This window comes from Streptomyces sp. NPDC047706 (genome assembly GCF_043204795.1).
GTDB lineage: Bacteria > Actinomycetota > Actinomycetes > Streptomycetales > Streptomycetaceae > Streptomyces.
This window is the reverse complement of record NZ_JBIDCW010000024.1, coordinates 39862-64853: the sequence shown is the minus strand read 5'-3', so window position 1 is coordinate 64853 and position 24992 is coordinate 39862. Positions and strand designations below refer to the sequence as shown.

Annotated in this window: 20 protein-coding genes and 1 riboswitch; of the genes, 11 read left to right on the top strand and 9 right to left on the bottom strand. The window is 73.3% G+C overall.

Annotated elements, in window-relative coordinates:
- Positions 1 to 26 precede the first annotated feature (26 nt).
- Positions 27 to 317: an alkylmercury lyase gene (locus tag ACGF8A_RS25995; RefSeq protein WP_393112143.1), complete on the top strand. Its 291-nt coding sequence runs from the start codon at positions 27 to 29 to the stop codon at positions 315 to 317.
- 213 nt (positions 318 to 530) lie between these two features.
- Here the strand turns inward: ACGF8A_RS25995 and ACGF8A_RS25990 are convergent, their stop codons facing one another.
- From ACGF8A_RS25990 to ACGF8A_RS25970, 5 genes are all read right to left on the bottom strand, one after another.
- Positions 531 to 1337 (bottom strand): MBL fold metallo-hydrolase, encoded by an 807-nt coding sequence (locus ACGF8A_RS25990; RefSeq protein WP_393112141.1) that lies wholly within the window; start codon positions 1335 to 1337, stop codon positions 531 to 533.
- A gap of 163 nt (positions 1338 to 1500) precedes the next feature.
- Positions 1501 to 1905 (bottom strand): SseB family protein, encoded by a 405-nt coding sequence (locus ACGF8A_RS25985; protein ID WP_393112139.1) that lies wholly within the window; start codon positions 1903 to 1905, stop codon positions 1501 to 1503.
- A 960-nt stretch (positions 1906 to 2865) separates the two neighbouring features.
- The gene (locus ACGF8A_RS25980; protein ID WP_393112137.1) at positions 2866 to 4932 is read right to left on the bottom strand and encodes a discoidin domain-containing protein; all 2067 of its coding nucleotides are present in this window, start codon (positions 4930 to 4932) and stop codon (positions 2866 to 2868) included.
- Between the two features lie 237 nt (positions 4933 to 5169).
- Entirely contained in the window at positions 5170 to 5820 is a 651-nt protein-coding gene (locus ACGF8A_RS25975; RefSeq protein WP_393112135.1) for a DUF4360 domain-containing protein, read from the bottom strand.
- Positions 5821 to 6295: 475 nt separating this feature from the next.
- Positions 6296 to 6697, bottom strand: coding sequence for a hypothetical protein (locus ACGF8A_RS25970; protein ID WP_393112133.1), 402 nt, complete (start codon positions 6695 to 6697; stop codon positions 6296 to 6298).
- Positions 6698 to 6961: 264 nt separating this feature from the next.
- Between ACGF8A_RS25970 and ACGF8A_RS25965 the strand changes: the two genes are divergently transcribed.
- The 7 genes from ACGF8A_RS25965 (at position 6962) to ACGF8A_RS25935 (ending at position 14711) form a co-directional block, all read left to right on the top strand.
- Positions 6962 to 8548, top strand: coding sequence for an ABC transporter substrate-binding protein (locus ACGF8A_RS25965; protein WP_393112131.1), 1587 nt, complete (start codon positions 6962 to 6964; stop codon positions 8546 to 8548).
- A 20-nt stretch (positions 8549 to 8568) separates the two neighbouring features.
- A complete protein-coding gene (locus tag ACGF8A_RS25960) occupies positions 8569 to 9537 on the top strand; it encodes an ABC transporter permease (RefSeq protein WP_393112129.1) in 969 nt (322 codons plus the stop codon).
- 5 nt (positions 9538 to 9542) lie between these two features.
- Entirely contained in the window at positions 9543 to 10448 is a 906-nt protein-coding gene (locus ACGF8A_RS25955; RefSeq protein WP_393112259.1) for an ABC transporter permease, read from the top strand.
- Positions 10449 to 10639: 191 nt separating this feature from the next.
- Positions 10640 to 11707 carry an ABC transporter ATP-binding protein gene (locus tag ACGF8A_RS25950; protein WP_393112127.1) on the top strand — a complete coding sequence of 356 codons (1068 nt, stop codon included), beginning with the start codon at positions 10640 to 10642 and terminating at the stop codon, positions 11705 to 11707.
- A complete protein-coding gene (locus ACGF8A_RS25945; protein ID WP_393112125.1) occupies positions 11700 to 12398 on the top strand; it encodes an ABC transporter ATP-binding protein in 699 nt (232 codons plus the stop codon). The genes ACGF8A_RS25950 and ACGF8A_RS25945 overlap by 8 nt, the downstream gene beginning before the upstream one ends.
- A gap of 202 nt (positions 12399 to 12600) precedes the next feature.
- Positions 12601 to 13719, top strand: coding sequence for an MFS transporter (locus ACGF8A_RS25940; protein WP_393112257.1), 1119 nt, complete (start codon positions 12601 to 12603; stop codon positions 13717 to 13719).
- Entirely contained in the window at positions 13716 to 14711 is a 996-nt protein-coding gene (locus ACGF8A_RS25935; protein WP_393112123.1) for a sugar ABC transporter permease, read from the top strand. Before ACGF8A_RS25940 ends, ACGF8A_RS25935 begins: the two co-directional genes overlap by 4 nt.
- Positions 14712 to 14978: 267 nt before the next feature.
- On the opposite strand, the gene ACGF8A_RS25930 is transcribed toward ACGF8A_RS25935, so the two are convergent.
- The gene (locus tag ACGF8A_RS25930; protein WP_393112121.1) at positions 14979 to 16109 is read right to left on the bottom strand and encodes an acyl-CoA dehydrogenase family protein; all 1131 of its coding nucleotides are present in this window, start codon (positions 16107 to 16109) and stop codon (positions 14979 to 14981) included.
- A 160-nt stretch (positions 16110 to 16269) separates the two neighbouring features.
- On the opposite strand from ACGF8A_RS25930, the gene ACGF8A_RS25925 reads away from it, so the two are divergent.
- Positions 16270 to 18012, top strand: coding sequence for a CoA transferase (locus ACGF8A_RS25925; RefSeq protein ID WP_393112119.1), 1743 nt, complete (start codon positions 16270 to 16272; stop codon positions 18010 to 18012).
- On the top strand, positions 18009 to 19685 hold the full coding sequence (locus tag ACGF8A_RS25920; RefSeq protein WP_393112117.1) for a class I adenylate-forming enzyme family protein: 1677 nt from the start codon (positions 18009 to 18011) through the stop codon (positions 19683 to 19685). Before ACGF8A_RS25925 ends, ACGF8A_RS25920 begins: the two co-directional genes overlap by 4 nt.
- 64 nt (positions 19686 to 19749) lie before the next feature.
- Here ACGF8A_RS25920 and ACGF8A_RS25915 read toward each other — a convergent pair whose 3' ends face one another.
- Genes ACGF8A_RS25915 through ACGF8A_RS25905 form a run of 3 tightly spaced genes read right to left on the bottom strand, consistent with a single transcriptional unit; the run spans position 19750 to position 22036 of the window.
- Entirely contained in the window at positions 19750 to 20577 is an 828-nt protein-coding gene (locus ACGF8A_RS25915) for a metal ABC transporter solute-binding protein, Zn/Mn family (RefSeq protein ID WP_393112115.1), read from the bottom strand.
- Positions 20535 to 21404, bottom strand: coding sequence for a metal ABC transporter permease (locus ACGF8A_RS25910; protein ID WP_393112113.1), 870 nt, complete (start codon positions 21402 to 21404; stop codon positions 20535 to 20537). The genes ACGF8A_RS25915 and ACGF8A_RS25910 overlap by 43 nt, the downstream gene beginning before the upstream one ends.
- Complete coding sequence (locus ACGF8A_RS25905; protein ID WP_393112111.1) at positions 21401 to 22036, bottom strand: ATP-binding cassette domain-containing protein; 636 nt, start codon at positions 22034 to 22036, stop codon at positions 21401 to 21403. The genes ACGF8A_RS25910 and ACGF8A_RS25905 overlap by 4 nt, the downstream gene beginning before the upstream one ends.
- A 138-nt stretch (positions 22037 to 22174) precedes the next feature.
- Positions 22175 to 22399, top strand: a riboswitch (cobalamin riboswitch).
- Between the two features lie 163 nt (positions 22400 to 22562).
- On the opposite strand from ACGF8A_RS25905, the gene metE reads away from it, so the two are divergent.
- Positions 22563 to 24881 (top strand): 5-methyltetrahydropteroyltriglutamate--homocysteine S-methyltransferase, encoded by a 2319-nt coding sequence (gene metE, locus ACGF8A_RS25900; protein WP_393112109.1) that lies wholly within the window; start codon positions 22563 to 22565, stop codon positions 24879 to 24881.
- Positions 24882 to 24992: the final 111 nt, after the last annotated feature.

Genomic DNA, 24992 nt, shown 5'->3' with positions numbered 1-24992 from the left:
AGACGTCGCGTCTTACGGTGCTGACCGTGCCGGACTGCCCGAACGCCCCGCTCATCCCCGAGCGCATCACCGAAGCTCTCCAAGGCTGGGTCGTACCGGTGGAATGGATCGAGGTCAACGACGCGGACGAAGCTCGCCGGCAGAGGATGTCGGGCTCGCCCACCCTCTTGCTGGGCGGAGTTGACCCGTTCTTCGTCCCTGACGGCGCTGCGGCGAGCCTGTCGTGCCGGCTCTATCGGCACGCCGACGGCACCACGGACGGCGCCCCGTACGCCACCGACCTGCGCCGTGCGCCAACAGCGAGCGGCCCGTGCTGAACCTAGCGAAGGGGTGCGGCCGCAAGTCCGCCGAGCCACGCTGACCGGATTGGCGAACCCACGGCAGACTCAACGTCGTGGTAGGCAGCAGTGCCACCGGTTCACAAGAACGGTCCCCCGAGATTCGGCGAACTCGCCGTTCTCCCGACGCGGGCAACACCACCGCCGCCGACCAGCTCCTGGAGCTCACCACCGAGTGACGGTCCCGGAGGTTCACAGCGCGAACTCGGCCCCGTCCGGAAGAACCTCGGCACCCGCCTCGGCGGACTGCGCGCAGTCGGTGCCGAGCAGAGGGCCGGCGTGGTCGAGGCGGGTGGGGACGACGCGGAGCCCCGGTGGCGGTAAGAGGGCGGTCGCGTCCTCGCCGGTCACGGGGCAGCAGCTGCCGTCCAGCAGCGCGCGGTCGGCGCCCGCGAGCAGTTCGTCCAGTTCCGGGCCCGGGGCGGCCAGCCGGGGAGCGTAGACAAGGACGCCACCGGTGGCCAGATCCTCGATGCGGTACGCCACCACCCAGCTCGCGTCGGCGGGGCGCCGCGGCAGATACGACGGCGCCGACGTCCCGACGGGGTGGGCGGTGACGACCAGGCCGCCCGAGAGCACGAACCCGCCCGGGGTGAGGTTGTCGCACCACTCCCAGGGCTGATACCGGTCGACCATGGCGCGGGCGGGGGTGAGCGCGGCGAGGACCGGCGGCGCGGCGTAGACCTTCAGGCCCGGCTCTCCGCGCAGCTCGGTCAGCCCGGACACGTGTTCGGGTTCGGCGTCCGTCAGGAGCACCCCGCGCAGCGGCGCGGGTCCGGTGCCGGGCGCCGGCCACAACGCGGAGGTGGCGGTGAGCTGGGCGCGGATGTCCGGCGAGGCGTTGAGCAGCCACCAGTCGCGGGAGTTGCCCGTGACGGCCGCCGCTTCCTGGGTGCGGGCGGGCAGCTTGCCGTCACGGGCGGCGGCGCACGGCGCACAGCCGCAGTTCCACCGCGGGAAGCCGCCTTCGGCCGCGGTGCCGAGCAGGACGACCCTCAAGACGACCCCCGACGCTCTTCGCTGCGGATCCTTCCGCTGGGGTCTTCCCACCGCGCGGGGCGTTGACCACCCGGCGCGGGGCAGAAATCAGGCCGACCTCGGTATGCGTCGGCGGGGCGGACCCCGCGTGACGTGGGCGTCCACCCGAGGTGAACGCCCAGGCTCAGTGCTGCGGCCGCGCCAGCAGGGCGCGCACCCCGTCCGAGGTGAGCGTCAGGCCGTGCGACGAACTGCCGTCGATGGTGAGGGACAGGTCGTCGGACGGCCACTGCGAGGCGAGGGCGCCGAGCGGCACGAGCCGGTAGCGGGACACGAACGGCAACAGCTCCGCCATCTCCAGCTCGGAGGTGAAGACGGGTACCACCGGTCGGCCGTCCGGTTCCTCCAGCACGGGCAGCGCCACCGCTCCCGGGTCGGCGGCCTCCTCCTCGGCGTCGTCCGGCACGGGGATCAGCACCTCGCTGCTCGCGAGCGTGTCCAGCGCCGCCTCGTCCTCGGTGTTCACGACGAGCGCGTCAAGCGCCCGCTGGGCCGGTGTGGGGGTCGGGTCGTTCGCGGGTGTCTCCATGGCGGATTCCCTGGTCGTGGGGTTCGGGGGGCCCGCCCGGGCCAAGATCGGTCTCCGGTGCGGCCCTCGACGCGTACCCCGGCGGGGCGCGGGCCATGCCCCACCGGGGCGAGCAATCCCGGGAGGGGCCGGGCCGCCCTGACCCTATGTGCCGTACCGGCTGCGGTCCGGATCGGCGCAGCCCGCGCAGGGGACGGGCCGGGTGCGCCGAACGAGACCGGAGGCGGACGGGCGCGCCGAACGAGGCACGGAGGCGGGCCGACCGGCAGCTGCCCGGCGCCGGTCCCGGTCCCCCGTGGTCGGGGAGATCACGCGTGGTCCACGTGGGTCCTCTCCATGGTGTGCGCCTCGTCACCGAGGGTCACCGGCCCGGCGGGAGCCGACAGACCTGAGCGCTGATCATGTGCGGGGAAGCAGGGATGACCGTCCGGACCGAGCCCCATGACGGACCGGCCGCCGGGTGACCCGAGGGCCACCCGTCCGGCCCGGGATGCCGCGGCTCTACCGCTTATGGTCGTCTCCTGTCGCCCCACCGGCACGGCCGGCTCCGTAATCCAGCTGCTGCGCGGTCCTGACCAGCGCGGCGAGCGGGTCACTCGAAGGAGTGCGCGGCACCACCCGGATGCCGCGGGTTCTCCTCACCCGGAGACGGACCAGCCATCGTGCGACCGTGATCCCTGCCAACCGTCCTCCCCTTTCCAGCACTTCGGGGACACCAACGCCCGGCGGCGCCGTGCGCCAGGGTAATTCGCCAGGGCCCGCCACCCTTTCCACTACGTAGAAATATCCACCGGCACGGGCACGGCGAATCCAATCAGACCACCGGAAATTCGCACAAGATGCGTGTAATTCGTGCATACGTGCGTGGTGTCGGGGGCGCGAACAGCCCGTGCGGGTCCCCGGACGTACAGCGGGCCCCGCCGGAGCGGACCGGCGGGGCCTGCGGGGGATCCGCTGTCGTCAGCCGCTGTGGACGCCGACCTCGTACAGCGAGTAGCCCCAGTCGGTGGCGCGGTCCACACCCTGGACACGGACGTACCGGGCGGGCGTCGGGGTGAACCGCGCGGTGTCCAGCCCGCCGTCGCCCGTGCTGGTGGACCAGGCGGTCTTCCAGATCACACCGTCGGTGGAGAGCTCGACGCGGTACGAAGTCCCGTACGCACGCTCCCAGTCGAGCGTGACGCGGCCGACCAGGTTCGTGGCGCCCAGGTCGATCCGCAGCCACTGGTCGTCACTCCAGTCGCTGGCCCAGCGGGTGTTGCGGGAGCCGTCCACGGCCCGTCCGGGCGCGTAGCTGGTGAACGGGTTCCACTCGGACGAACTGGCGGTGACGGAGGCTCCCGAGGCGAGGTTCCGGCCCGAGTGGTGCCGCTCGGACGCCCCCCAGGTGCCGAGGTAGGACTCGGCACCCCGGAAGAGGTCGTCTACCACATGCCGGCCGCCGACCCGCCGGATGTCCTCGATCCAGTCCGGGACGAGGCCGTAGTGCGCTGCGCCGTCGGTGTTCAGGTCCCAGGTGCGCTGCCCGGTGGTCTGACGGTCCAGGACCGAGCCGCCGTCGGCGCTGCGGAAGGGGTACTGCACCGGGTTCGGCGCGTCCGCGCCGCGCGGGGCGGGCCAGCCGCCGACGCCGTTCATGTCGGTGCCGTAGGCGTAGCCCACGTCGTACTTCTCGCGGAGCGCGGCCGTGCGGTCCGCCTCCGCGACGAACCCCTCGGAGCCGTGCATGTACTGGGCGATGAAGCCGCCGAGGGAGTACACCCGCTCCGTCCAGTTGAGGTCCATCCAGCTGTGCGAGGACAGGACTCCCGGGTACGACTCGGACTCGAAGATGTCGAGCACCCGGCCGGTGGCCTTGACGCTCATGTGGTCGATCTCGAGCATCATCTTGCGTTTCATCATGCCGCGCACGGCGTACTCACCGAGTTCGGTGAGCCCGCGTACGTTGCACCGGGCGTCCGCGTTGTACGAGGGGACGTCCACTCCGGCCGGGAGCTTCTTCTCGGCCGCGGGTGCCGCCGCCCCGCCGATGGGGTTGTCGTGCTGCGGGCCGGTGCACTTCTCCGTCTTCCAGAACGTGCCGGTCGACAGGAACTGGCCGACGTTGATCGCCGTCCCGAGGGTGCCGGAGTCGAAGCGGACGCCGCAGAGGGCGTTGTCGAACTTGTGGCACAGGAACATGCTGCGCACGCCGAGGGCGTACAGCTCGTCGAGTCCCTTGTCGATGTCCTCCTTGCTGCACTGCGCGATGTCCAGGATCTGCTTGCAGCCGAACGGCTCGGAGGTCTCCACACCCATGACGACCGCCAGCTTGCCCTGCTCGATGACCTGGCGGGCCTGCGCGCTGTCGGTGACGACGCGGAACCAGCCCTTGCCGGGTCCGCCGTACATCGTGTCGACGTAGGCCTGCAGGTCGTACGTCAGCTTGGCCTGCAGCCTGATCGACGTCATCTCGTCGCAGCTGCGGTCCTTGAAGAAGTAGACGGAGCAGATCACGCCGTTGGTGACCAGGTCGTTGACCATGACGCGCTGGCCGCCGCGCCAGGCCCGCTCGACCCAGGCGTAGTAGTTCTGCTGGTGGGTCAGCGAGTCGTGGGCGGGCCAGTCCTCGAACGTGGGCCAGCCCACCGGGTCGTGCTTGCCGTCGCCGCCGTTGGTGATGAAGTCGAAGATGGCCAGCGAGCCGTCGGGGTAGTGCTCGGGGCAGTCCTTGAGCGCGTCGGCGACGCCGGCCTCGGAGAACGTCCTGCCGCAGATGAGCCTGCCGCCGAACGCCTCGTTGGAGAAAAGGTGGTTGTGGGCGTCGACGAACCCGCGCACCTCGCCCTGGGCGTCGGTGCCGGTGAACGGCTCACCGGTGACGTTGATCGCGGAGTCCGGGGCGGGGCGCGCGACGGGGTTCCACCAGTCGGTTCCCGCGGCCGAACTCGGCGCGGGGCCGAGCACGGTGGCGAGCACGAGGAGCAGCAGCGACACGAGGGTGACGTGTCGGCGGCGGCGGTTCGGGCTTCGTGGAGCAGGGGTCATTACCCACGTCCCTCGGTCGGCGCGATGGCACGGTCACCCGGGCCCTCCCGGGGGCCGCTACTGACGGGTTGTCATGTACCGCATGATATGCGAACGAGGATGGCCAGAGGTGCTGTGGACGTCAAGAGCCGTGCATGGTGCAGCTGTTGAGCTGTAGTGGCGCACCCGTGCCCCGTTTCGCCGGATGTCTCGCGTCGTCTCGGCGGCACGGGGCACGGGGCACGGGCCGGTATCAGGTCACCTGCCGGGGCACTCCTTCCACGCCAGGTGGTAGACGGTGCTGATGTCCCCGTCGGTCGAGTCCATCGTCATGAAGCTGGTCTCGGCGGGGTTGGAGCTGCCGGCGCTGACCCGCAGCTCGGTGTTGATGTTGAAGTTGCGCTGGACACCGCACGGCGCCCAGACCAGCTGGGCCCAGTCCGTGGTGTCGGTGGCCTGCCAGTTGTCGTTGTAGGGGCCGCGGAAGGGGTGACTCCTGAACTCGGTGTTCGGGGAGCCCTGGAAGTAGTACGAGGCACGCTGGACGCTGCTCGCGCCCGGCTGGAGGGAGGCGAAGCCCCGGTAGTCGGCGCTGGCGACGGCGTACGTGAAGCCCTGCGGCACATGAACGATGAGGTTGAGCTGGCAGTTCTTGCGGAACGCGGTCGGGTCCGAGCCGCCGCCGACCTGGGCGAGGTAGTCGCTGTAGGTCACCGTGAAGGCCGTGTTGTCCGGCGAGACGGCGACGGCGGCGGTGCCTTGCGGGCAGCCGGAGCCGTTCACGGTGGCGACCTTGATGACGATGCGGTCCGGGGGCGGGTCGACGATGCCGGTCGACGGATTCTGCGCGGGTACCGCGGCGGCGAGCAGCGCGCCGATCGCGCTGCTCATGAGCAGGCCAACAGCCATGGTTCTCCGATCTCTGCTTCTTCTTCGAGGCGCTCGCGCGGCCTCAGGGCGGGGGGTGGCACCACGATGGTTTAGTCATGAACATGTCAATCCTGCACATGTTCATGTCGAGCCGATCGCGCTCCCGACCCGGGAGGCAGGCGACTGTGAAGACGCTGTGAAGGTCGGGAGCGCTCGCATCGTAGGCGGCCTGCCGATCGGGCGGCCAGGGCTGGATCCGGACATCCCCGCCGACATGACGGGCCGACACTCCGTGCGGGGCGTGCGTGCGGGGCGTGCGGGCGTGCGGGCGTGCGGGCGTGCGGCGAACGTTCCCGCAACGGCCCGCGTCATGGCCGTAGCCCCTCGAAGGGACAGCCGCATCGCCCTGGACCGGGACGAGCGCGCGCTCGACGGCGAGGCCGTGTGCGTGATCAGCGCGTACCGACCGGTGGGCGAGGAGGACGCGGATGACGTGAAGTGGTCGCTCCGGCCGCTACGGAGCCGGAGTCGGGCCCACCCCCCGCAGCTGCTCGATGGTGCCGCCGAGCTTGCTGCGCAACGACTCCAGCATCTCCGGCGTCGCACTGACCACCCAGCGCGCTCCCACCAGGTACTTCCCCCCGTACACGGCGGCCTCGTCGAGCCACGTCCGCTGGAACCGCTCCTCGGGGAAGGTGGTGATGAGGTAGTCGGCCTTCGGGGTGTGGCACAGGCCTTGGCGCAGCTGGTCCGCGTCGACACGGATCTGCGCCCTGCAGCCGGTCAGGCCGGCGATCACCTCCACCTTGGCCGGCGCGACGACCCCGGCCGCCGGGGCGGCGGACACCGGCGGCGGCTTGGCGCCCCCGGCCTCCCGGTCCTGCCCCCCGCCACATGCCGTGGCCAGGGGCAGCACGGCCAGACTCCCTACGACCGCCCGCCTGACCGACGGGCTGACCGGTCCTCGGCCGCTGGATCCTCGCCGCCGCTGGGTCACTTCGCCTCTCCCTCTGCGTGCCGGTGCCGTGGGTGCTCGGACCGGGATACGGATGGAGGACGGGGATCGTTCAGCGAAAACGAGCTCCGGTCCGCGGCGGACTGACAGGCCGCGCACATGGGTAGCTCTCCGGTCGCACATAATGTGCAAGTACGATCGGCCAGCAACAAGAGTGTGAGGCTCATGACGACCCGTCGAACAAGAGGAGCCGCCGTCGTGGCGGCGATGGCGGCAGCGGCCGCCGCCTGTTCCGCCCCCAGCGAGGGCGGCGCCGGCGGCAGCGCGGCCGACTCGGTCGTGATCGGCGTGGGCTACGAGCCGGACACCTTCAGCCCGCTGCTCGGCTACGGCAAGGACGGCAATTCCAAGATATTCGACGGGCTGCTCGCCCGGGACGCCGGCCTCGAACTGAAGCCGGCGCTGGCGAAGTCGCTCCCGGAGGTCGGCGACGACGGCCTGACCTACACGTACACCCTGCGCGACGGCGTGGAGTTCAGCGACGGTGAACCGCTGACGCCCGCCGACGTCGTCTTCACGTACCGGACCATCCTGGACGAGAAGACCAACAACACGGCCAGAAGCGAACTGGACGCCGTCAAGGATGTGCGGGCGAACGGCGACGACAAGGTCGTCTTCACGCTGAAGTATCCGTATGCGCCCTTCGCCGGTCGCACGGTGCTGCCCATCGTGCCCGAGCACATAGCGGGCGAGCAGGACCCCAACACCGGCTCCTTCAACACCGAGCCGGTCGGTACCGGACCGTACGTCCTCTCCGCCTGGAGCAAGGGCGAGAAGATGACGTTCAAGGCGAATCCGGACTACTGGGGCGACGCGCCGAAGGTGAAGACACTCACCATGGCCGTCATCACCGACGACAACGTGCGCGCCACCCGGCTGCGCTCCGGCGACCTGGACGGCGCCGTCCTGCCGCCCAACCTCGCCGCCACCTTCAAGAACGACGAGGGTGCGAAGTCGTACGAGGCGAGGTCCTACGACTTCCGCACCGTCACCCTCCCGACCGCCGGCAAGGTCACCGGCGACCGCGCTATCCGGCAGGCGCTCGACGCCGCCGTAAACCGCGAGGCCATGGTCGACAAGGTCCTCGACGGCGCGGGCCGACCGGCGTACGGGCCGCTGCCGGTCGACGACCCCGCGTTCGCCAAGGGCATCGAGCGTCAGCAGGACCTGGACGAGGCCCGGCGGATCCTCGACGCGGCGGGGTGGAAGGCCGGCGCGGACGGCATCCGCGCCAAGGGCGGGCAGAAGGCCGCGTTCACGCTGCTGTACCCGTCCGGCGACAAGGTCCGCCAGGACCACGCTCTCGCCTACGCCTCCGACGCCAAGAAGGCCGGCATCGACGTGAAGGTGGAGAGCGCCACGTGGGAGGTGATCGAACCGCGGATGAAGGACACCGCGGTCCTCGCGGGCTTCGGCAGCACCGGTGACCCCGACTTCGGCCTCTACACCCTGCTGCACTCCTCCCTCGCCGGCGACGGCTTCAACAACATGGCCCGCTACCACAACCCGGCCGTGGACGAGGCGCTCGACGCCGGTCGCCGCACCCAGGACCCGGACCAGCGCAAGGCCGCGTACGAGACCGTCCAGCTTGAACTCGTGAAGGACCCCGGCTACACGTTCCTCACCCACATCGACCACCTCTACGTGCTCGCGGACCGCTGGGACGGGCTGACCACGCAGCTCGAACCGCACGAGCACGGCTTCGCCAGCGGTCCATGGTGGAACATCGAGGACTGGCAGCCCAAGAAGTGACACCCCTGCCCTGGGGAGCGATGGCACGCCTGGCGGGACGGCGGACCCTGTACGCCGTCCCCGTCCTGCTCGTCGTGACGTTCGGCGTCTTCGCCATCGCCGCCGCCTCCCCCTTCGACCCCGTGAAGGCGTACGCCGGTACGGCGGCGCTCGGCGCCGACCAGGAGACCCTGGACCGGCTGCGCGACAACCTCGGTGTGGACCAGTCGTTCCCGGCCCGCTGGTGGCAATGGCTGACCTCCGCCCTCACCGGTGACCTCGGCCATTCCAGCGTGCTGCGGCAGCCGGTGGCCCAGGTGATCGGCGAACGCCTGGTGTGGTCCTCGCTGTTGTGCGCGGTCGCGTTCGCGGTGGCCGTGCTCGCCGGGACGGTGCTCGGGGTCCTCGCCGCCCGCCGTCCCGGCTCGCTGCTCGACCGGGCCGTCACCTCGCTCTCGTACACCCTGGAGGCCGCGCCGGTCTTCTGGCTCGCCCTGCTCGCCGTGTGGCTGTTCGCCCTCCAGCTCGACGTGCTCCCGGCGGGCGGACTCACCGACACCGCCAGCGAACAGGTCACGCCCGGACAGGTCGCGAGCCACCTCGTCCTGCCCGCCGGGGTGCTCGCCGTGTCCCAGCTCCCCTGGTTCGCCCTGTACGTGCGGCAAGGGGTGGGCGACGCCCTCGCCGAGGACCCGGTACGGGGCGCCCGCGCCCGCGGACTGAGCGAACGCACGGTCCTGCTGGGGCACGCCCTGCGCTCGGGGCTGCTGCCGGTGCTCACCCTGATCGGGTCCCGCGTTCCCGAACTCATCACCGGAGCACTGCTGGTGGAGAGTGTCTTCAGCTGGCCGGGCATCGCCGCGGCCACCGTCGAGGCGGCCACCGCCGTCGACTTCCCGCTGCTCGCCGCCCTGACCACCCTCGCGACCGCCGCCGTCCTGGCCGGCAACCTGCTCGCCGACCTGCTCTACGGCCTGTTCGACCCGAGGGTGAAACTCAGTGACATGTGACCTTGGTGATTCCCTTGCCTGACACCGCGACAGAGACCGAACCACTGCCGGCGACCGCGTGGCGCTCCGCCGGTCCCGCCCGCCGCTCGACGCGTACTCTGCGTGTGCGGATCTCCGGCGCGCTGGTGGCCCTGACCGTGCTCGCCGTGCTGCTCGTCCCGCCGCTGGTGCAACTCGACCAGCAGGCCGTCGATCTGGCCGCCAAGCTGCAGCCGCCCTCCTGGGCACATCCCTTCGGCACCGACGACGTCGGCCGGGACCTGCTGCTGCGCTGCGTGTACGGTCTGCGGGTCTCGCTGCTCGTCGGTGTGGCGGCGGCGCTGACGGCGACCGTGGTCGGCACGGCCGTCGGGGCCACCGCCGGCGCCCTGGGCGGCTGGTTCGACCGGGGCATCATGCGTCTGGTCGACACCTTCTCCTCCGTGCCTCACCTGCTGCTCGGCATCTTCATCGTCGCCATGTTCCGGCCCGGCGTCTGGCCGGTGGTCGTCTCGGTCGCGCTCACCCACTGGCTGTCGACCGCGCGCATCGTCCGCGCCGAGGTGCTCTCGCTGCGCTCACGGCCGTACATCGACGCCGCCGTCTGCGGGGGTGCCTCCCGGTGGCGGGTGGCGGTACGGCACCTGCTGCCCGGCGTGCTGCCCCAGGCCGCGCTGGCCGCCGTACTGATGGTGCCGCACGCCATGTGGCACGAGTCGGCCCTGTCCTTCCTCGGGCTGGGGCTGCCCACGCACACGGCGAGCCTGGGCACCCTCATCCAGACGGCCCGGGGCTCGCTGCTCGCCGGGCAGTGGTGGCCGACCCTCTTCCCCGGCCTGTTCATCATCGTGCCCACCCTCGCCATCGCCGGACTCGCCGGCGCCTGGCGGGAGCGGATCAATCCCCGCCGCCGATCGGAGCTGATGCTGTGACCGAGCGACCGCCTCAGCGACCGGCCGAACACCCGGCTGAACCTCCGGCCGGGGAACCGGCCGAACGCCCGGGTCAGGAGCCGGCCGAGCGTCTGCCTCGGCGACCCGCCGGCCGGCCGGCCGATGGCCAGGCCGAGCGCCTGACGCGGCAACCCGCCGTTCGGCCTGCCCGAGACCAGGCCGAACGGCCCATGCAGGGCCGCGCCGGACGACCGGCCCGGCGACCGCCCGAGCAGCCCTCCGGGCAGCGAACCGTGCTGTCCGTACGCGGGCTCTCGGTGCGTTTCCGGATGCCCGGCGGGGGCCATGTCCCCGCCGTCAGCGGCGCGCACTTCGACGTGGCGGCCGGCGAGTGCCTGGCCCTGATCGGCGAGAGCGGCTGCGGCAAGTCCGTGCTCGCCTCGGCCCTGCTCGGACTGCTCCCGGCCAACGCGCAGACGGCGGGCGAGGCCCGGCTCGGCGACCTCGACCTGCTGTCCGCCGGGGAGCGGACCCTCGCACGCCGCGTACGGGGCCGGCTGATCGGGCTGATCCCGCAGAGCCCGGCCGCGCATCTCACCCCCGTGCGCACCATCCGTTCCCAACTGGAGGAAACCCTTCAGGAACTGACCGGCGTCCGGGGCCGGGCCGCCCTGCGCGCGGCCGCCGAGACGGCCGCCGGCCGTGCGGCGTTCCCGGTGGACCACCTCGACCGCCACCCGCACCAGCTCTCCGGCGGCCTCGCCCAGCGCGCCGCCACCGCGCTCGCCCTCGTCGGCGACGCCCCGCTGCTGCTCGCCGACGAGCCGACGACGGGCCTGGACCGCGATCTGGTGGACCGCACGGTCGACGAACTGCGCCGTCACATCGACAGCCCGGACGGCACGGGGGAATCCGGGCGCGCGCTGCTGATGATCACCCACGATCTGGCGGCGGCCGAGCGCATCGCCGACCGGATCGCCGTCATGTACGCCGGCCGCATCGTCGAAATCGCCGACGCCACGGCGTTCTTCGGCTCCCCCGGCCCTGCGCACCCCTACAGCCGCGGCCTCCTGCAGGCCCTCCCCGACCGTGCCTTCACGCCCGTCCCCGGCCTGCCCCCGGAACTCGGCGCACTCCCCGACGGCTGTGCCTTCGCCGCGCGCTGCGACCGGGTCACCGACAGCTGCGCCGCGCTGCCGCCACTGGCCGACTCCGTCGCCTGCCACCACCCGCTCACAGGTCACGGCCCGCGAACGCCGCGCCCTGCCGTTCCGGCTCCCGAGGACATCCGTGCTTGAACTACGCGCCGTCACCGCAGGATACGACCGCCGCGCACCCGTCGTACGGAACGCCTCCCTGGCCATCGCGCCCGGCGAGGCCGTCGGACTGCTCGGCCCCAGCGGCTGCGGCAAATCCACCCTCGCGCGGGTCGCCGCTCTCCTGCACCGCCCCGACCGGGGCGCTCTGCTCCTGGACGGCGAACCCGTGCGGCGCTGGCGTCACCGCGCCCCCCGTGAGCTGCGCACCGCCTTCGGGGTCGTCTTCCAGCAGCCACGGCTCTCCGCGGACCCCCACCTCAGGCTCATTGACCTGATCGCCGAACCCCTGCGCGCCACCGGCCGGCGTGACGAGATCCCCCAGCGGGTCCCCGAACTCGCCGACACCGTCGGACTGACCCCCGACCTGCTGCGCAGACAGCCCCACGAAGTCAGCGACGGCCAGCTGCAGCGCGCCTGCCTCGCCCGTGCCCTGGTGCTGCGCCCCCGCTGGCTGGTGTGCGACGAGATGACCGCGATGCTCGACGCCTCCACCACCGCCGCCCTGGTCGCGGCCGTCGAGGACTACCGCAGCACGACCGGCGCGGGCCTCCTCGCCGTCGGCCACGACCGCACGCTCCTGCACCGCTGGTGCGACCGCACGGTCCCTTGGGAGACGGTGTGCGGCAAGGAGCCGGTCGCCGTGGTCGGGCCACGGTCCGGCGGCGCCTGATCCGCCGGGCTCGCCCCATGTGGCACACGCCACACCCGGAGGTCCGCGAGGGCCGGAACCCGGAGCGGGTCCGGCCCGACTGCTCTTGCTGGGAGGTGCGTCTGTGACGACGGGTCGGAGCACGACGGGGAGGGCTGCCGGGGCGGGCAAGGCGGAGGGGGGCGGGGCGGGTGGTGCCCTGACCGCGCTGCTGACCTGCGCGATGGCCTTCTCGATGATGCAGTTGTTCCTGCTGGGGGCCCTGGGCCCGCGGCTGGTGGCGGAACTCGGCGTCTCCCCCACCGTGCTGGGGCTGACGACGACCGTCGGGTTCGCGACGGCGACCGTGCTCTCGCCCGTCGGCGGGCGGGTGGTGGACCGGGTCGGTCCGCGCCGGTGTCTCGTCGCGCTGCTCGCGGTGTCGGCACTGGCGCTGGCCCTCATCGGCGCGGCGCCCGGCTCCGGCTTCCTGCTGGCGGCCGTGGCGCTCGGCGGGCTGCCGCAGGCACTGGCCAACCCGGCGACGAACAAGGCGATTCTGGCCGTCGTGCCGCCCGCCCGGCGGGGCTCGGTGACCGGGATGAAGCAGTCGGGGGTGCAGCTCGGGGCCTTCGCGGCCGGGCTGCCGCTCGCGGCGCTCGCGGGCCTCGCCGGGTGGCGGGGAGCGGTGTGGACGGCTGCGGGTGCCGCGGTCGTGGCGGCCGTGTGGGCGGCGCGTGCGCTGCCCGCCGACCCGCCGGCGAAATCCACTCCGGCGGCGTGGGTGCCGCGCGGCACGATCGCCTGGCTGATGGTCTTCTCGTTGCTGCTGGGCTGCGGTATCGCCTCGGTGAACACCTATCTGGCGCTGTACGGCGCCCAGCGGCTCGGCCTCGGCCCCACCGCCGCGGGCGCGCTGGTGGCCGTGCTGGGCGTGGCGGGGATCGCGGGGCGGGTCGGCTGGTCGAAGCTCGCCGGCCGCCCCCGATGGTCGGTGTGGCTGCCGGGGCTGCTGGCGGCGGGGGCGGTGGTGGCGGCGCTGCTGCTCGCCCTCTCCGCGTCCGCCCCGCCGCTCGCCTGGGCCGCCGCGGTGGCCGTGGGACTGTTCGCGGTGGCCGCCAACGCGGTGTCCATGGTGCTGGTGATGCAGCGTGCCGCGCCCGGCCGGGCGGGCCAGGACTCCGCGCTCGTGTCGGCCGGGTTCTTCGCCGGGTTCGCGATCGGGCCGCCCTTGTTCGGTCTGCTGGCGGAGGCCGGACGGTACGGCGCCGGATGGGGGCTCGTCGCGGGCGAGTTCGCGGGCGCGGGCGCGGTCGCCGTGCTGTGGGCGCTGCGCACGCGTCGCACGGGCGCAGGGTCGTGAGCGCGGGCGTGCCGGACGCGCAGTGCCCGGCATGGGCCCGTCCGGCCCTGGAATCCGTACTCGACAGGGTCGCCGTCACCCGTGCCGGGGCCGGCGACCGCTTCCCGCTGTACGCGGACCCGGACGGGAGATGGACGACGACCGGGCGCGGCTCGTGGACCGGCGGTTTCTGGGCGGGACTGCAGTGGCTGCGCGCCCGGAGCACCGGCGATCCGGCGGACCGGGAGGCCGCGCGGCTGTGCACCGCCCGGCTCACGGACTGGACCGAGGCGGACACCGCCACACGGGGGCTGATCTTCTGGTACGGCACCGTCCTCGCCGACGACGGTGATCTCACCTTGCGGGAGCGGGCCGCCCGGGCCTGCCGGGACGCCTTCGACGGCGAACTCGGCCTGGTGCCCTGGGGTTCCGCGTTCGGCGGGCCGCGCATGCTGGCCCGCGCGGACGGTGTGCCGGGGCTGGTGCCGCTGCTCGCCACCGTGGACGCGGAGATGGCCGTGTCCCATCTGCGGCGCCACCTCGGCCTGTGCCTCGGGCAGCGGCCCCGGCACTGGGCGTGGCAGCACGAACCGACCGCGGGCTGGACCGCCCGGGAGGAGCCGCCGCCGGGCTGGAGCCGGGGGCCGGCCTGGCTGCTGCTGGCGGTGGCCGAGGCCGTACCTCACGCGGGTTTCGGAGAACTCGTCGACGTGACGGCCGAGTTGATGCCCGGGGACCTCGTGCCGCTCGCCGACGCGGCGCGGCCCGACGGCCCCCGTGACACCTCGGCGGCGGCCGTCACCGCCACGGCGTTGCTCCTCCTCGGACACCGGAGCCGGGCCGTCGCCGTCCTCGACGAGCTGGTCCGCTCCCACCTGACCGGCGACGGCCGCCTGCTGGACGGCTGTTACGACCTCGCCTCCGCGACGGCCGTCCGGCACGAGCTGATCTGGGGCGACTTCTTCCTCGCGTACGCGCTCGCCCTCCTCACCGGCCTCGTCGAGCCGGAATGACGACGAGCCCGCATGACCACGAACCCGCCCGACGAGGAGCCCGCTTGACGACCAGTCGGCATGACCACGAGCCGACGTGACGACGAGCCCGTATGACCACGGGCCCGCATGACCACGGGCCCGCCTGACCACGGGCCCGCCTGACCACGAGCCCGCCTGACCACGAGCCGACGTGACGACGAGACCGTATGACCACGAGCCCGTATGACCACGGGCCCGCCTGACCACGGGCCCGCCTGACGCCGTGTCACAGGCCGAAGAGCCCCTCTAGGAAGGGACCGTCCGCAGCACCCGGCGGGCCACCGAGGTGATGTGCAGCTCGTCCGGGCCGTCCAGGATGCGTGCCGTGCGGCCGGTGCGGTAGAGGGCGGGCAGCGCGGTGTCCGGGCCCAGCCCCTCCGCGCCGTACACCTGTATCGCCGCGTCGGCCACCTGCTGCAGCGTCCGGGCCGCCGCCACCTTGGCCAGGCCCACCTCCACGTGGGCGTCGAGTCCGGCGTCCAGCCGGGCCACGGCCTCGTGCACGAGCGGCCGGGTGGTGCGCAGGGCCAGCAGGGACTCGAAGACGTGCCGCTGGACCAGCTGGAGGTCGCCGAGCGGACCGCGGGAGCGGGTCCGGGCGAGGGCGCGTTCGCGCATCAGGCCGAAGGCGCGCTGAGCCTGTCCGAGCCACCGCAGACAGCGCAGGGTCCGCCCGAGTCGGAGCCGCTCCCCGGCGACGGCGAGCGCCGCCCCACGCTCCCCGACCAGGTGGTCGGCGTCGACGTTCACCGCGCCGAGTTCGATCTCGGCCTGGCCCGCCGCGCCGAGGACGGGCAGATCGCGCACCACCCCGAAGCCCGCCGAAGCGGTGGGCACCAGCAGCAGCGACAGCCCCTCACGGTCGGGTGCCGATCCGTCCGTCCGCGCCAGCACGGTGACGAGGTCGGCGTCCGCGGCGCCACTGGTGAACCACTTGCGGCCACTGAGCCGCCAGGCCCCGTCCCCTGTCTGCTCGGCGCGGGTCGTGGTGGAGAAGGGGTCGGTCCCGGGAACGTCGGGCTCGGTCATGGCGTAGCAGGCCCTCAGGTCGCCGGCGACGAGCGCGGGGACGTACGTCTCACGGACGCGCGCGCTGCCGTGCCGCCACAGCATCAGGGTGTCCAGCAGCGACGCCGAACCCAGTGCCGCCGGGCCGTGGTCGCTCGCGCCCTCGGCCTCGGCGATGTGCGCGTACGAGCGCAACGGCAGTCCCTGACCGCCGAGTTCGGCGGGGTGCGGCAAGGCCCACAGACCGGCCTCCTTCGCCTCCTTCCGTAGCCGGGCCAGCACGGCGCCCGCCCGCGGACCGCCCGCGTCGAGCACGGGCTCCTGGGGCATGACCCGCTCGCGGACGAACTCCGCCACCCGATCCCGCAACTCCTGTACACCGGCCGGGCATTGAGGGTCACCCTGCGTCACTCGCACCACTTTCCTCCGCTCCCGTGGGAACTCCGGCCCTCGCCGGTCCGACTGCTCTTGTCGTGGAACAGGTCGGGGGCGACCGCCCCCGGGTTCCCGAGCGTCAGGAAGGAAAGGCATGGCAACTCCAGCCACACCCATCACCCTACGCGCAGCCCGGCCGCTCGAGGGGCTGCGCATGGAGACCTCGGGCCCGCCGGGGCCGGCGGACGGCCTGGTCGCGGAACATCTGCGCCTGATGGGCGCCGACGGTGACGGCCGTCCGGGCGGCCGGTTCGCCGTCTCCGGACGGCCATCCTGGCCGGACGCGGTCACCGCCCGTACGACGTGGGGTGACGGCGTCGTCGACGAGGCGACCGTCCAGGCGGCCACCGGCGTCATGGCCGTGCACGGCCGTCGCGACGGCGGCCCGCGCGGACTCGCCGTCGACTACGCGGCCACCGCCACCGGCGTACTCACCGTGCAGGCGCTGCTGGCCGGGCTGCTCGCGCAGGCCCGCGGCGGTCGCCTCCCCGGTGCGCACGTGAGCGCGGAGCGGGCCGGGCTGCTGGCCGTCTCGCAGTACCTGGCCGCCGCCGGGGCCGAGGAAGGCGAGGCCGCCGAACTCGCCCCGGGCGGGCCGCCGTTCGCCACGAGAGACGGCACGCTCTTCGAGCTGGAAACGCTCGACCCGGGCGGCTGGGCCGCGTTCTGGCGGGCGCTCGGCGCTCCCGAGGAGGCGATCAGACGGGGCTGGCGGCCCTTCCAGTTCCGCTACGCGACCGCCTGCGCGCCCTTCCCGCCCGTGCTGCACGAGAGCGCGCGGGCGTGCTCCTGGGAGCGGGTCCGGGCGGCCGCCGGGGACGCCGGTGTCGACGTGTGCCCGCTGTCGTCGCTCGCGCGGCGTGCCGCCGAGTACGACGGAGCGCCACCGTGGGAGCTGGCTCCGCACCAGGCGTCGTACACCGGGACGACGGCACCGGTGGACGCCCCGCTCGCCGGGCTGACCGTCCTGGAGGCGGGGCGCCGCATCCAGGCACCCCTCACCGCCCATCTGCTCGGGCTGCTGGGCGCCGAGGTCGTCCGGATCGAGCCGCCGGGCGGTGACCCGCTGCGGGGCATGCCGCCCGCCTGCTCGGGGGTCTCGGCACGCTGGCTGGCGCTCAACCGGGGCAAGAAGGCGGTGGAGGTGGACATCAAGTCGTCCTCCGACCGCGAGCGGCTGCGCGAGATGGCGGCGCGGGCCGATGTGTTCCTGCACAACTGGGCGCCGGGCAAGGCCGCCCGACTCGGCCTGGACCACGAACATCTGGCCGCCGTCAACCCGGCACTGGTCTACGCGTACACCAGCGGCTGGGCCGGCCGGCTGACCGGCGCGCCCATGGGCACCGACTTCATGGTGCAGGCCCGTACCGGCGTCGGTGAGGCCGCCCGCCCCGCGGACGAGTCGCCGGCACCGTCGCTGATGACCCTGCTCGACGTGCTGGGCGGGCTGCTGGGCACCGAGGCGGTGCTGGCGGGCCTGCTGCTGCGGGAGCGCACGGGCTGCGGCGTCCGGGTGGACTCGTCCCTGCTCGGCGCCGCCGACGTCCTCACCGCACCCGCGCGCGCCCGGGCGGCGCAAGGGCTCGACCCCCGGCAGCCGGCGGGCTTCCGCCGTCCGCTGCGCACGGCCGACGGCTGGATCGCCCTCCCGGACCACGCCGCGATCCCGCACGACATGCGCGCACGGTCCACCGCGCAGGCCGTGGAGCACCTGCGAGGCCGTGGGCTGACGGCCGTCCCGGTCGTCACCGATCTCGCCGGCCTGCTCGCCACCGGCTCGATCAGCCGCGACGCGCACGGCGCCCCCGCCGTGCCCGACCCCTGGAGCTTCGCATGACCGTCACCCTGCACGACCTGCTGCCCGCCGAACTGCGCCGTTCCTGGGCCGTCGACGGCACCTGCCCCGACCTCGACCTCTACAGCCTCCACCGGGCCCACCAGATCGCCGACCCGCACCGCACGGCGGTCCTCGACGCCAAGGGAAAGCTCTGTTACACCGCCCTCGACCGCAAGGTGCGATGTCTCGCCGCGGGCCTGTCCGGTCTGGGCATACGCGCCGGCGACGTGGTCGGGGTACAACTGCCCAACGGCCGTAACGCCGTCGTCGCCGACCTGGCGCTGGCCGCGCTGGGAGCCGTGGCGCTGCCCTTCCCGGTGGGGCGCGGCGGGCGGGAGGCGGCGTCGCTGCTCGCCAGATCGGAGGCGGTCGCGGTCGTCGCGGCCACCGAGCACCGGGGCAACCGGCACGCGGCCGGTCTGCTCGCCCTGGCCGGTGAGCTGCCCGCCCTGCGCACCGTCGTGGCCGCCGGGCCCGGCACCGCGCCCGAGGGTGCGGTGGCACTGTCCGAGCTGCTGCGCACGGACCCGAAGACCTTCGCCCCGGCCCGACCCCACCCGGACTCCGCCGCGCGCATCCTCGTCTCGTCCGGCTCCGAGGCGGAACCGAAGATGGTGGCGTATTCGCACAACGCGCTGGCGGGCGGGCGCGGCAACTTCCTCGCCTCCCTGATGACCGGCGGGCAGCCGCCGCGCTGCCTGTTCCTGGTGCCGCTGGCCTCCGCGTTCGGCAGCAACGGCACCGCCGTGGCGCTCGCCCGGCACGGCGGCACCCTCGTGCTGCTCGAGCACTTCACGCCCGAGGCCGCTCTCCAGGCCCTCGCCGAGCACGAGCCGACCCATGTCCTCGGCGTGCCCACCATGATCCGGATGATGCTCGACCGTGTCGCCGAAGGGGACCACCCGAAGTTCACCCCGCCCACCGCCCTCGTGGTCGGCGGCTCCCCGCTGGACGAGGCCACGGCGGAGGAGGCGGGGCGCGTCTTCGGCTGCCCGGTCGTCAACCTGTACGGCTCGGCCGACGGCGTCAACTGCCATACGGGGCTGGCCGCCGAGGTGCTGGGGGGTGACGGGCCGGGCGTCGTCGCGGGCCACCCCGACCCGCGCGTGGCCGACATCCGCATCGCCTCGCCCGGTACCCGCGAACTGCGGGAGCTGCCCAGCGGCACGGTCGGCGAGATCGTGGCCCGCGGCCCGATGACCCCGCTGTGCTACGTGGCCGCCCCGGAGCTGGACGCCCGCTACCGCACCGACGACGGCTGGGTGCGCACCGGCGACCTCGGGCTGCTCCAGGAGGACGGTGTCCTGCGGATCGTCGGCCGGCTCAAGGACGTGGTGATCCGTGGCGGGGCCAACATCAGCCCGGCGGAGGTGGAGATCGCGCTGGCGAGCCATCCGCTGGTCCGGGACGTGGTGTGCGTCGGCGTGCCCGATCCGCTGATGGGCGAGCGGCTCGCGGCGTGCGTGGTGCCGCGCGAGGGCCGGGCACCGGCGCTCGACGAGCTGTGCGCCCACCTCGACGAGCGGGGGCTGGAGCGGCGCAAGCACCCCGAACGCCTGCTGGTCGTCGCGGAGTTGCCGCTCACCCCGGCGGGCAAGCCGGACCGTGCCGTACTGCGGGAACGATTCGCCGCACAGCCGGGCCCGGAGCAGCCGCTGGCCCCGGCAAGCTGAGTCCGCCACGCACAGTGGGGGCCGTCCGGCGCGGGCGGCCCCCTCGGTGCGTGACGCGAAGCCGCTACGACGCGGCCATCGCCGTCTCCACCGTCTTCGCCGCCTGACGGTAGACCGCCAGCAGGTCCAGGTCCGTCCCCGGGTAGTTGACGATCTCGACCTGCTCCGCGCCCGAGTCGGGCAGCACCGTACCCGTCGTCATGTGTGCGTTGTCCAGGACGAGTCGGGGCTTGGTCTTCGACAGCTCGGACAGCTGCTTCGCCGTCACGGCCTCGGGCCCGAAGGTGCCGGCGAGTTCGGCGCCCGCCAGCTTCGCCGCCCACGTCGTGAACACCTGGGCGACGACGGTGGGCCGCTTCCCCTGCGGCCACTTGGCCTTCAGGCCCTTCTGCAGCGCCGCGTACTGCGAGTCGAAGGAGGCGGTCCACCGCGCGGCGGCGTCCTGGGTGCCGAACAGCTGGGCCAGACGGGCGACTTCGGCCTTCGCCTTGTCCGCGTCGTTGTCGAGAGCGACCTCGACCAGCTCGGCGTCGGACCCGGCCGCCTCCTTGATCTTCGCGGCGTACGGCTCGAAGGGCGCGTAGAGCACGTAGTCGGCGTCCGCCACCGCCGCGAGGTCGGAGGGCTTGGGGTCGTAGTCGGGGGCGTGCTGCACCGACTGCGGGACGATGACCTCGACGTCCCCGGCGCCGGCCGCCTTGGCGAGGGCGGCCTCCCAGGTGGTGGTGGCGACGACCACCGGCGAGGAGTCCTTGGCCCCGGACGACGCCGGCGGCGCGGTCGACGCGGAACCGGACCCGGTGTCGCCGCCGCAGCCGGTCGTGGTCAGGGCGAGCCCCGCGGCGAGGGTCAGTGCGAGGAGGGAAGAGTTGCGGACGCGGGTGCGCGCCATGAGCTGATTCTCCGTTCGGGTATGAGATGGACGGCGAGGACGACCACGCCGGCGGTGAGGACGAGGACGGGCCCGGGCGGCCAGTCGAAGCGGAGGGCGACGAGGAACCCGGTGAGGTTCACGGCGACTCCGATGCCGACCGCCCAGGCGGTGATGGACTTCAGGGAGGTGCCGAGGCGGCGGGCGGCGAGCGCGGGCAGCAAGGTGAGGGCGTCGACGAGCAGCGCGCCCGTGAGCTTGATGGCTCCGGCGACGGCCACCGCGACCAGGACGAGCAGCACCAGGGTGAGCCGCTCGACCCGGACGCCCGAGGACAGGGCCAGTTCACGGTCGTACAGCAGCAGGGCGAGGTCGCGGCGCCGCCACCAGAACAGGGCCGGGACGGCGACGGCCAGGGCACCGATCACCCACAGGTCGGCCGTGTCCACGGAGAGGATCGATCCCCACAGCAGGGCGAACGCGCCCGCCGCGTTGACCCCGGAGACCGCCAGCACGAGCAGCGCCGCCGCGATCGCCAGGCTCATGAGCAGGCCCATCGCCCCCGACAGCCCGTCCGGGGTGCGGGCCAGCGGCGCGACCCCGGCTCCGGCGAGGGCGCAGGCGAGGAGCGCGCACAGCATCGGGTCGAGCCCGGTCAGCAGACCGACCGCGATGCCGAGCAGCGCCACATGCATCATGGCGAACCGCACCGGCATGATGTCGAGGCCGACGATCACGACGCCCACCACGGGCAGGCCCACGGCCGCCAGCAGCAGGGCGGCACCCGCACGCTGGACCGGGACGAGTTGCAGCAGCTGGCCGACGTCGGCCGCGGCCAGGGCGGTCACCGCACCTCCCGCAGACTGCCCGCGGCCATCTCCAGCACCCGGTCGCAGCGGTCGGCCAGCGCCCGGTCGTGGGTGACGACCACGACGGTCACCGGCAGGGACAGCAGCACGTCGGCGGCCTCCTCCTGCCCGGCGAAGTCGAGTGCCGCGGTGGGTTCGTCGGCCAGCAGCACGCCGGCGCCCGCGGCGACACAGCCGACCGCCCGCGCCAGGTACATCCGCTGCAACTGGCCGCCGGACAGGGTGTGCAACGGCCGGTCCACGAGCTGCCCGACGCCCAGCTTCGCCGCCGCCTCGACCGCCTCGGCCCTGGCACCGCCACTGGCCAGCAACTCCCCGGCCAGCAGCGGGAAACGGCCAGCCGCCGGCTTCTGCGGAATCCACGCGCACGCCCGGCGCCGCCACGCCCACTCGGCCGCGCTGCGGGTGTCCCGGCCGCCCACCAGGATCCGGCCGCCGGCCCGGCGGTGCAGGCCGAGCACCGCCCGCAGCAACGTGGTCTTGCCCGAGCCGTTGGTACCGGTCAGCGCCACCCGCCCGCCGGCCGCGATGTCGAGGTCGACGCCCCGCACGGCCTCCACGCGGCCGTGCCGGCAGGCGACTTCGCGCATCACGACGTCCAGTCCTTCCATGCCACCTCCTCGCTCCTGAACAGGTGTCGGAAGCGGAGGGCGGTTGGTTCCCGGGCATCGCGCGGTGCGTGACGTCTCCGTGTCCGACTTCACCATCCGAATGCCGGACCTGCCCTCCCCGCCCGCGCGACGCCGCGTAGGGTGGTGCGCGCAGCTGGTTCGCCCCGTCCGCCAGGCGGGATGCGTCGCAAGAGGGAACCCGGTGGGAATCCGGGACTGCCCCGCAGCGGTGAGTGGGAACGACCGCCGTCACACGCACTGGGCCCGAGGAAGAGGGCCTGGGAAGCGACGGCCAGTAGGTGTCTCGTACGACACGAGGCGTGCCCGCGAGTCCGAAGACCTGCCAACTGCCCGCGCGCGAACCCTCGTGCGCGGACATCCCGGTGACCTCGAGGGCGGGTCGGCGTACATACCAGGCGGACGACCGCGCTGTGCCGCGCGGGGTCGTTTCCGTCCGGTCCGTCACCCTTCGCGTTCTCGTCCCGTCTCCGGGTTCTCAGGGATTCATCTCGCGAAGGAGATCTCCGTGACATCGAAGTCCGCAGCCGCGGCAGCACGGGCCACCGTGTACGGCTACCCCCGCCAGGGTCAGAACCGGGAACTGAAGAAGGCGATCGAGGGCTACTGGAAGGGCCGCGTCACCGCGGACGCCCTCCGAGCCACCGCCGCCGAGCTGCGCGCCGGCAACTGGCGCTGGCTCGCCGAGGCCGGCATCCACGAGGTACCGACCGGCGACTTCTCGTACTACGACCATGTTCTCGACACCACCGTCATGGTCGGCGCGATCCCCGCCCGGCACCGGGAGGCCGTCACCGCCGACGCGCTCGACGGCTACTTCGCCATGGCCCGCGGCACCCAGGACGTGGCGCCGCTGGAGATGACCAAGTGGTTCGACACCAACTACCACTACCTGGTTCCCGAGCTGGGTCCGGACACCGTGTTCGCCGCCGACTCCACCAAGCAGGTCGCCGAGCTGAAGGAGGCCCTCGCCCTGGGTCCGACGGCCCGCCCGGTCCTCGTCGGCCCCGTCACCTACCTCCTGCTCGCCAAGCCCGCGCCAGGCGTCCCCGCGGACTTCGAACCGCTCACTCTGCTGGACCGGCTCCTGCCGGTGTACGCCGAGGTCCTCGCCGACCTGCGCGCGGCGGGCGCCGAGTGGGTTCAGCTCGACGAACCCGCCCTCGTCCAGGACCGCACGCCCGCCGAGCTGAACGCCGCGGCCCGCGCCTACCGCGAGCTCGGCGCCCTGCCCGACCGGCCCCAGCTGCTCGTCGCCTCGTACTTCGACCGGCTCGGCGACGCCCTGCCGGTCCTGGCCAAGGCCCCCGTCGAGGGTCTCGCGCTGGACTTCACCGAGGCCGCCGCCGCCAACCTGGACGCCCTCGCCGCCGTCGGCGGTCTGCCGGGCAAGCGTCTCGTCGCCGGCGTCGTCAACGGCCGCAACATCTGGGTCAACGACCTGGAGAAGTCCCTGGCCACCCTCGGTACCCTGCTGGGCCTGGCGGACCGCGTCGACGTGGCCGCCTCCTGCTCGCTGCTGCACGTGCCCCTGGACACCGCTGCGGAGCGGGACATCGAGCCGCAGATCCTGCGCTGGCTCGCCTTCGCCCGGCAGAAGACCGCCGAGGTCGTCACTCTCGCCAGGGGCCTCGCCCAGGGCACCGGCACGGTCACGGCGGAGCTGGCCGCCAACCGTGCCGACCTCGCGTCCCGCGCCGGCTCGCCGATCACCCATGACCCGGCCGTCCGCGCCCGCGCCGCCGCCGTCACGGAGGCCGACGCCCGCCGCTCCCAGCCCTACGCCGAGCGGGCCGCCGCCCAGCGCGCCCACCTCGGCCTGCCCCTGCTGCCGACCACGACCATCGGTTCCTTCCCGCAGACCGGCGAGCTGCGCGCCGCCCGCGCCGATCTGCGGGCCGGGCGGATCGACGACGCCGGCTACGAGGAGCGCATCAAGGCCGAGATCCAGGAAGTGATCGCCTTCCAGGAGAAGACCGGCCTCGACGTCCTCGTGCACGGCGAGCCCGAACGCAACGACATGGTCCAGTACTTCGCCGAGCAGCTCACCGGCTATCTCGCCACCCAGCACGGCTGGGTCCAGTCGTACGGCACCCGGTACGTCCGCCCGCCGATCCTGGCCGGCGACATCTCCCGCCCCGAGCCGATGACGGTGCGCTGGACGACGTACGCCCAGTCCCTCACCGGCCGTCCGGTCAAGGGCATGCTCACCGGGCCGGTCACCATGCTCGCGTGGTCCTTCGTCCGTGACGACCAGCCCCTCGGCGCCACCGCACGCCAGGTCGCCCTCGCTCTGCGGGACGAGGTGGGCGACCTGGAGGCGGCCGGGACCTCCGTCATCCAGGTCGACGAGCCGGCGCTGCGCGAGACCCTGCCGCTGCGCTCGGCCGACCACGCCGCCTACCTGGCGTGGGCGACGGAGGCGTTCCGGCTCACCACCGGCGGCGTTCGGCCGGACACCCAGATCCACACGCACATGTGCTACGCCGAGTTCGGGGACATCGTGCAGGCGATCGACGACCTCGACGCGGACGTCATCAGCCTGGAGGCCGCCCGTTCGCACATGCAGGTCGCCCGCGAACTGTCCGCGCACGGCTATCCGCGCGAGGCCGGGCCCGGCGTGTACGACATCCACTCCCCGCGCGTCCCGAGCGCCGAGGAGGCCGCCGAACTGCTGCGCACCGGCCTCAGGGCGATCCCGGCCGAGCGGCTGTGGGTCAACCCGGACTGCGGTCTGAAGACCCGCGGCTGGCCGGAGACCCGGGCGTCCCTGGAGAACCTGGTGGCCGCGGCCCGCACGGTCCGCACGGAGCTGCCCGCCTCCTGAAGTCGAGCCGGGAGCGCGTGAACACTTCCGGCTCGTGCAGCAGGGCCACAGCAACGAGGAAGCCTGCCGGCTCGTCGGGACCGATGCCCGGGCCGGCAGGAAGTGGCGCAA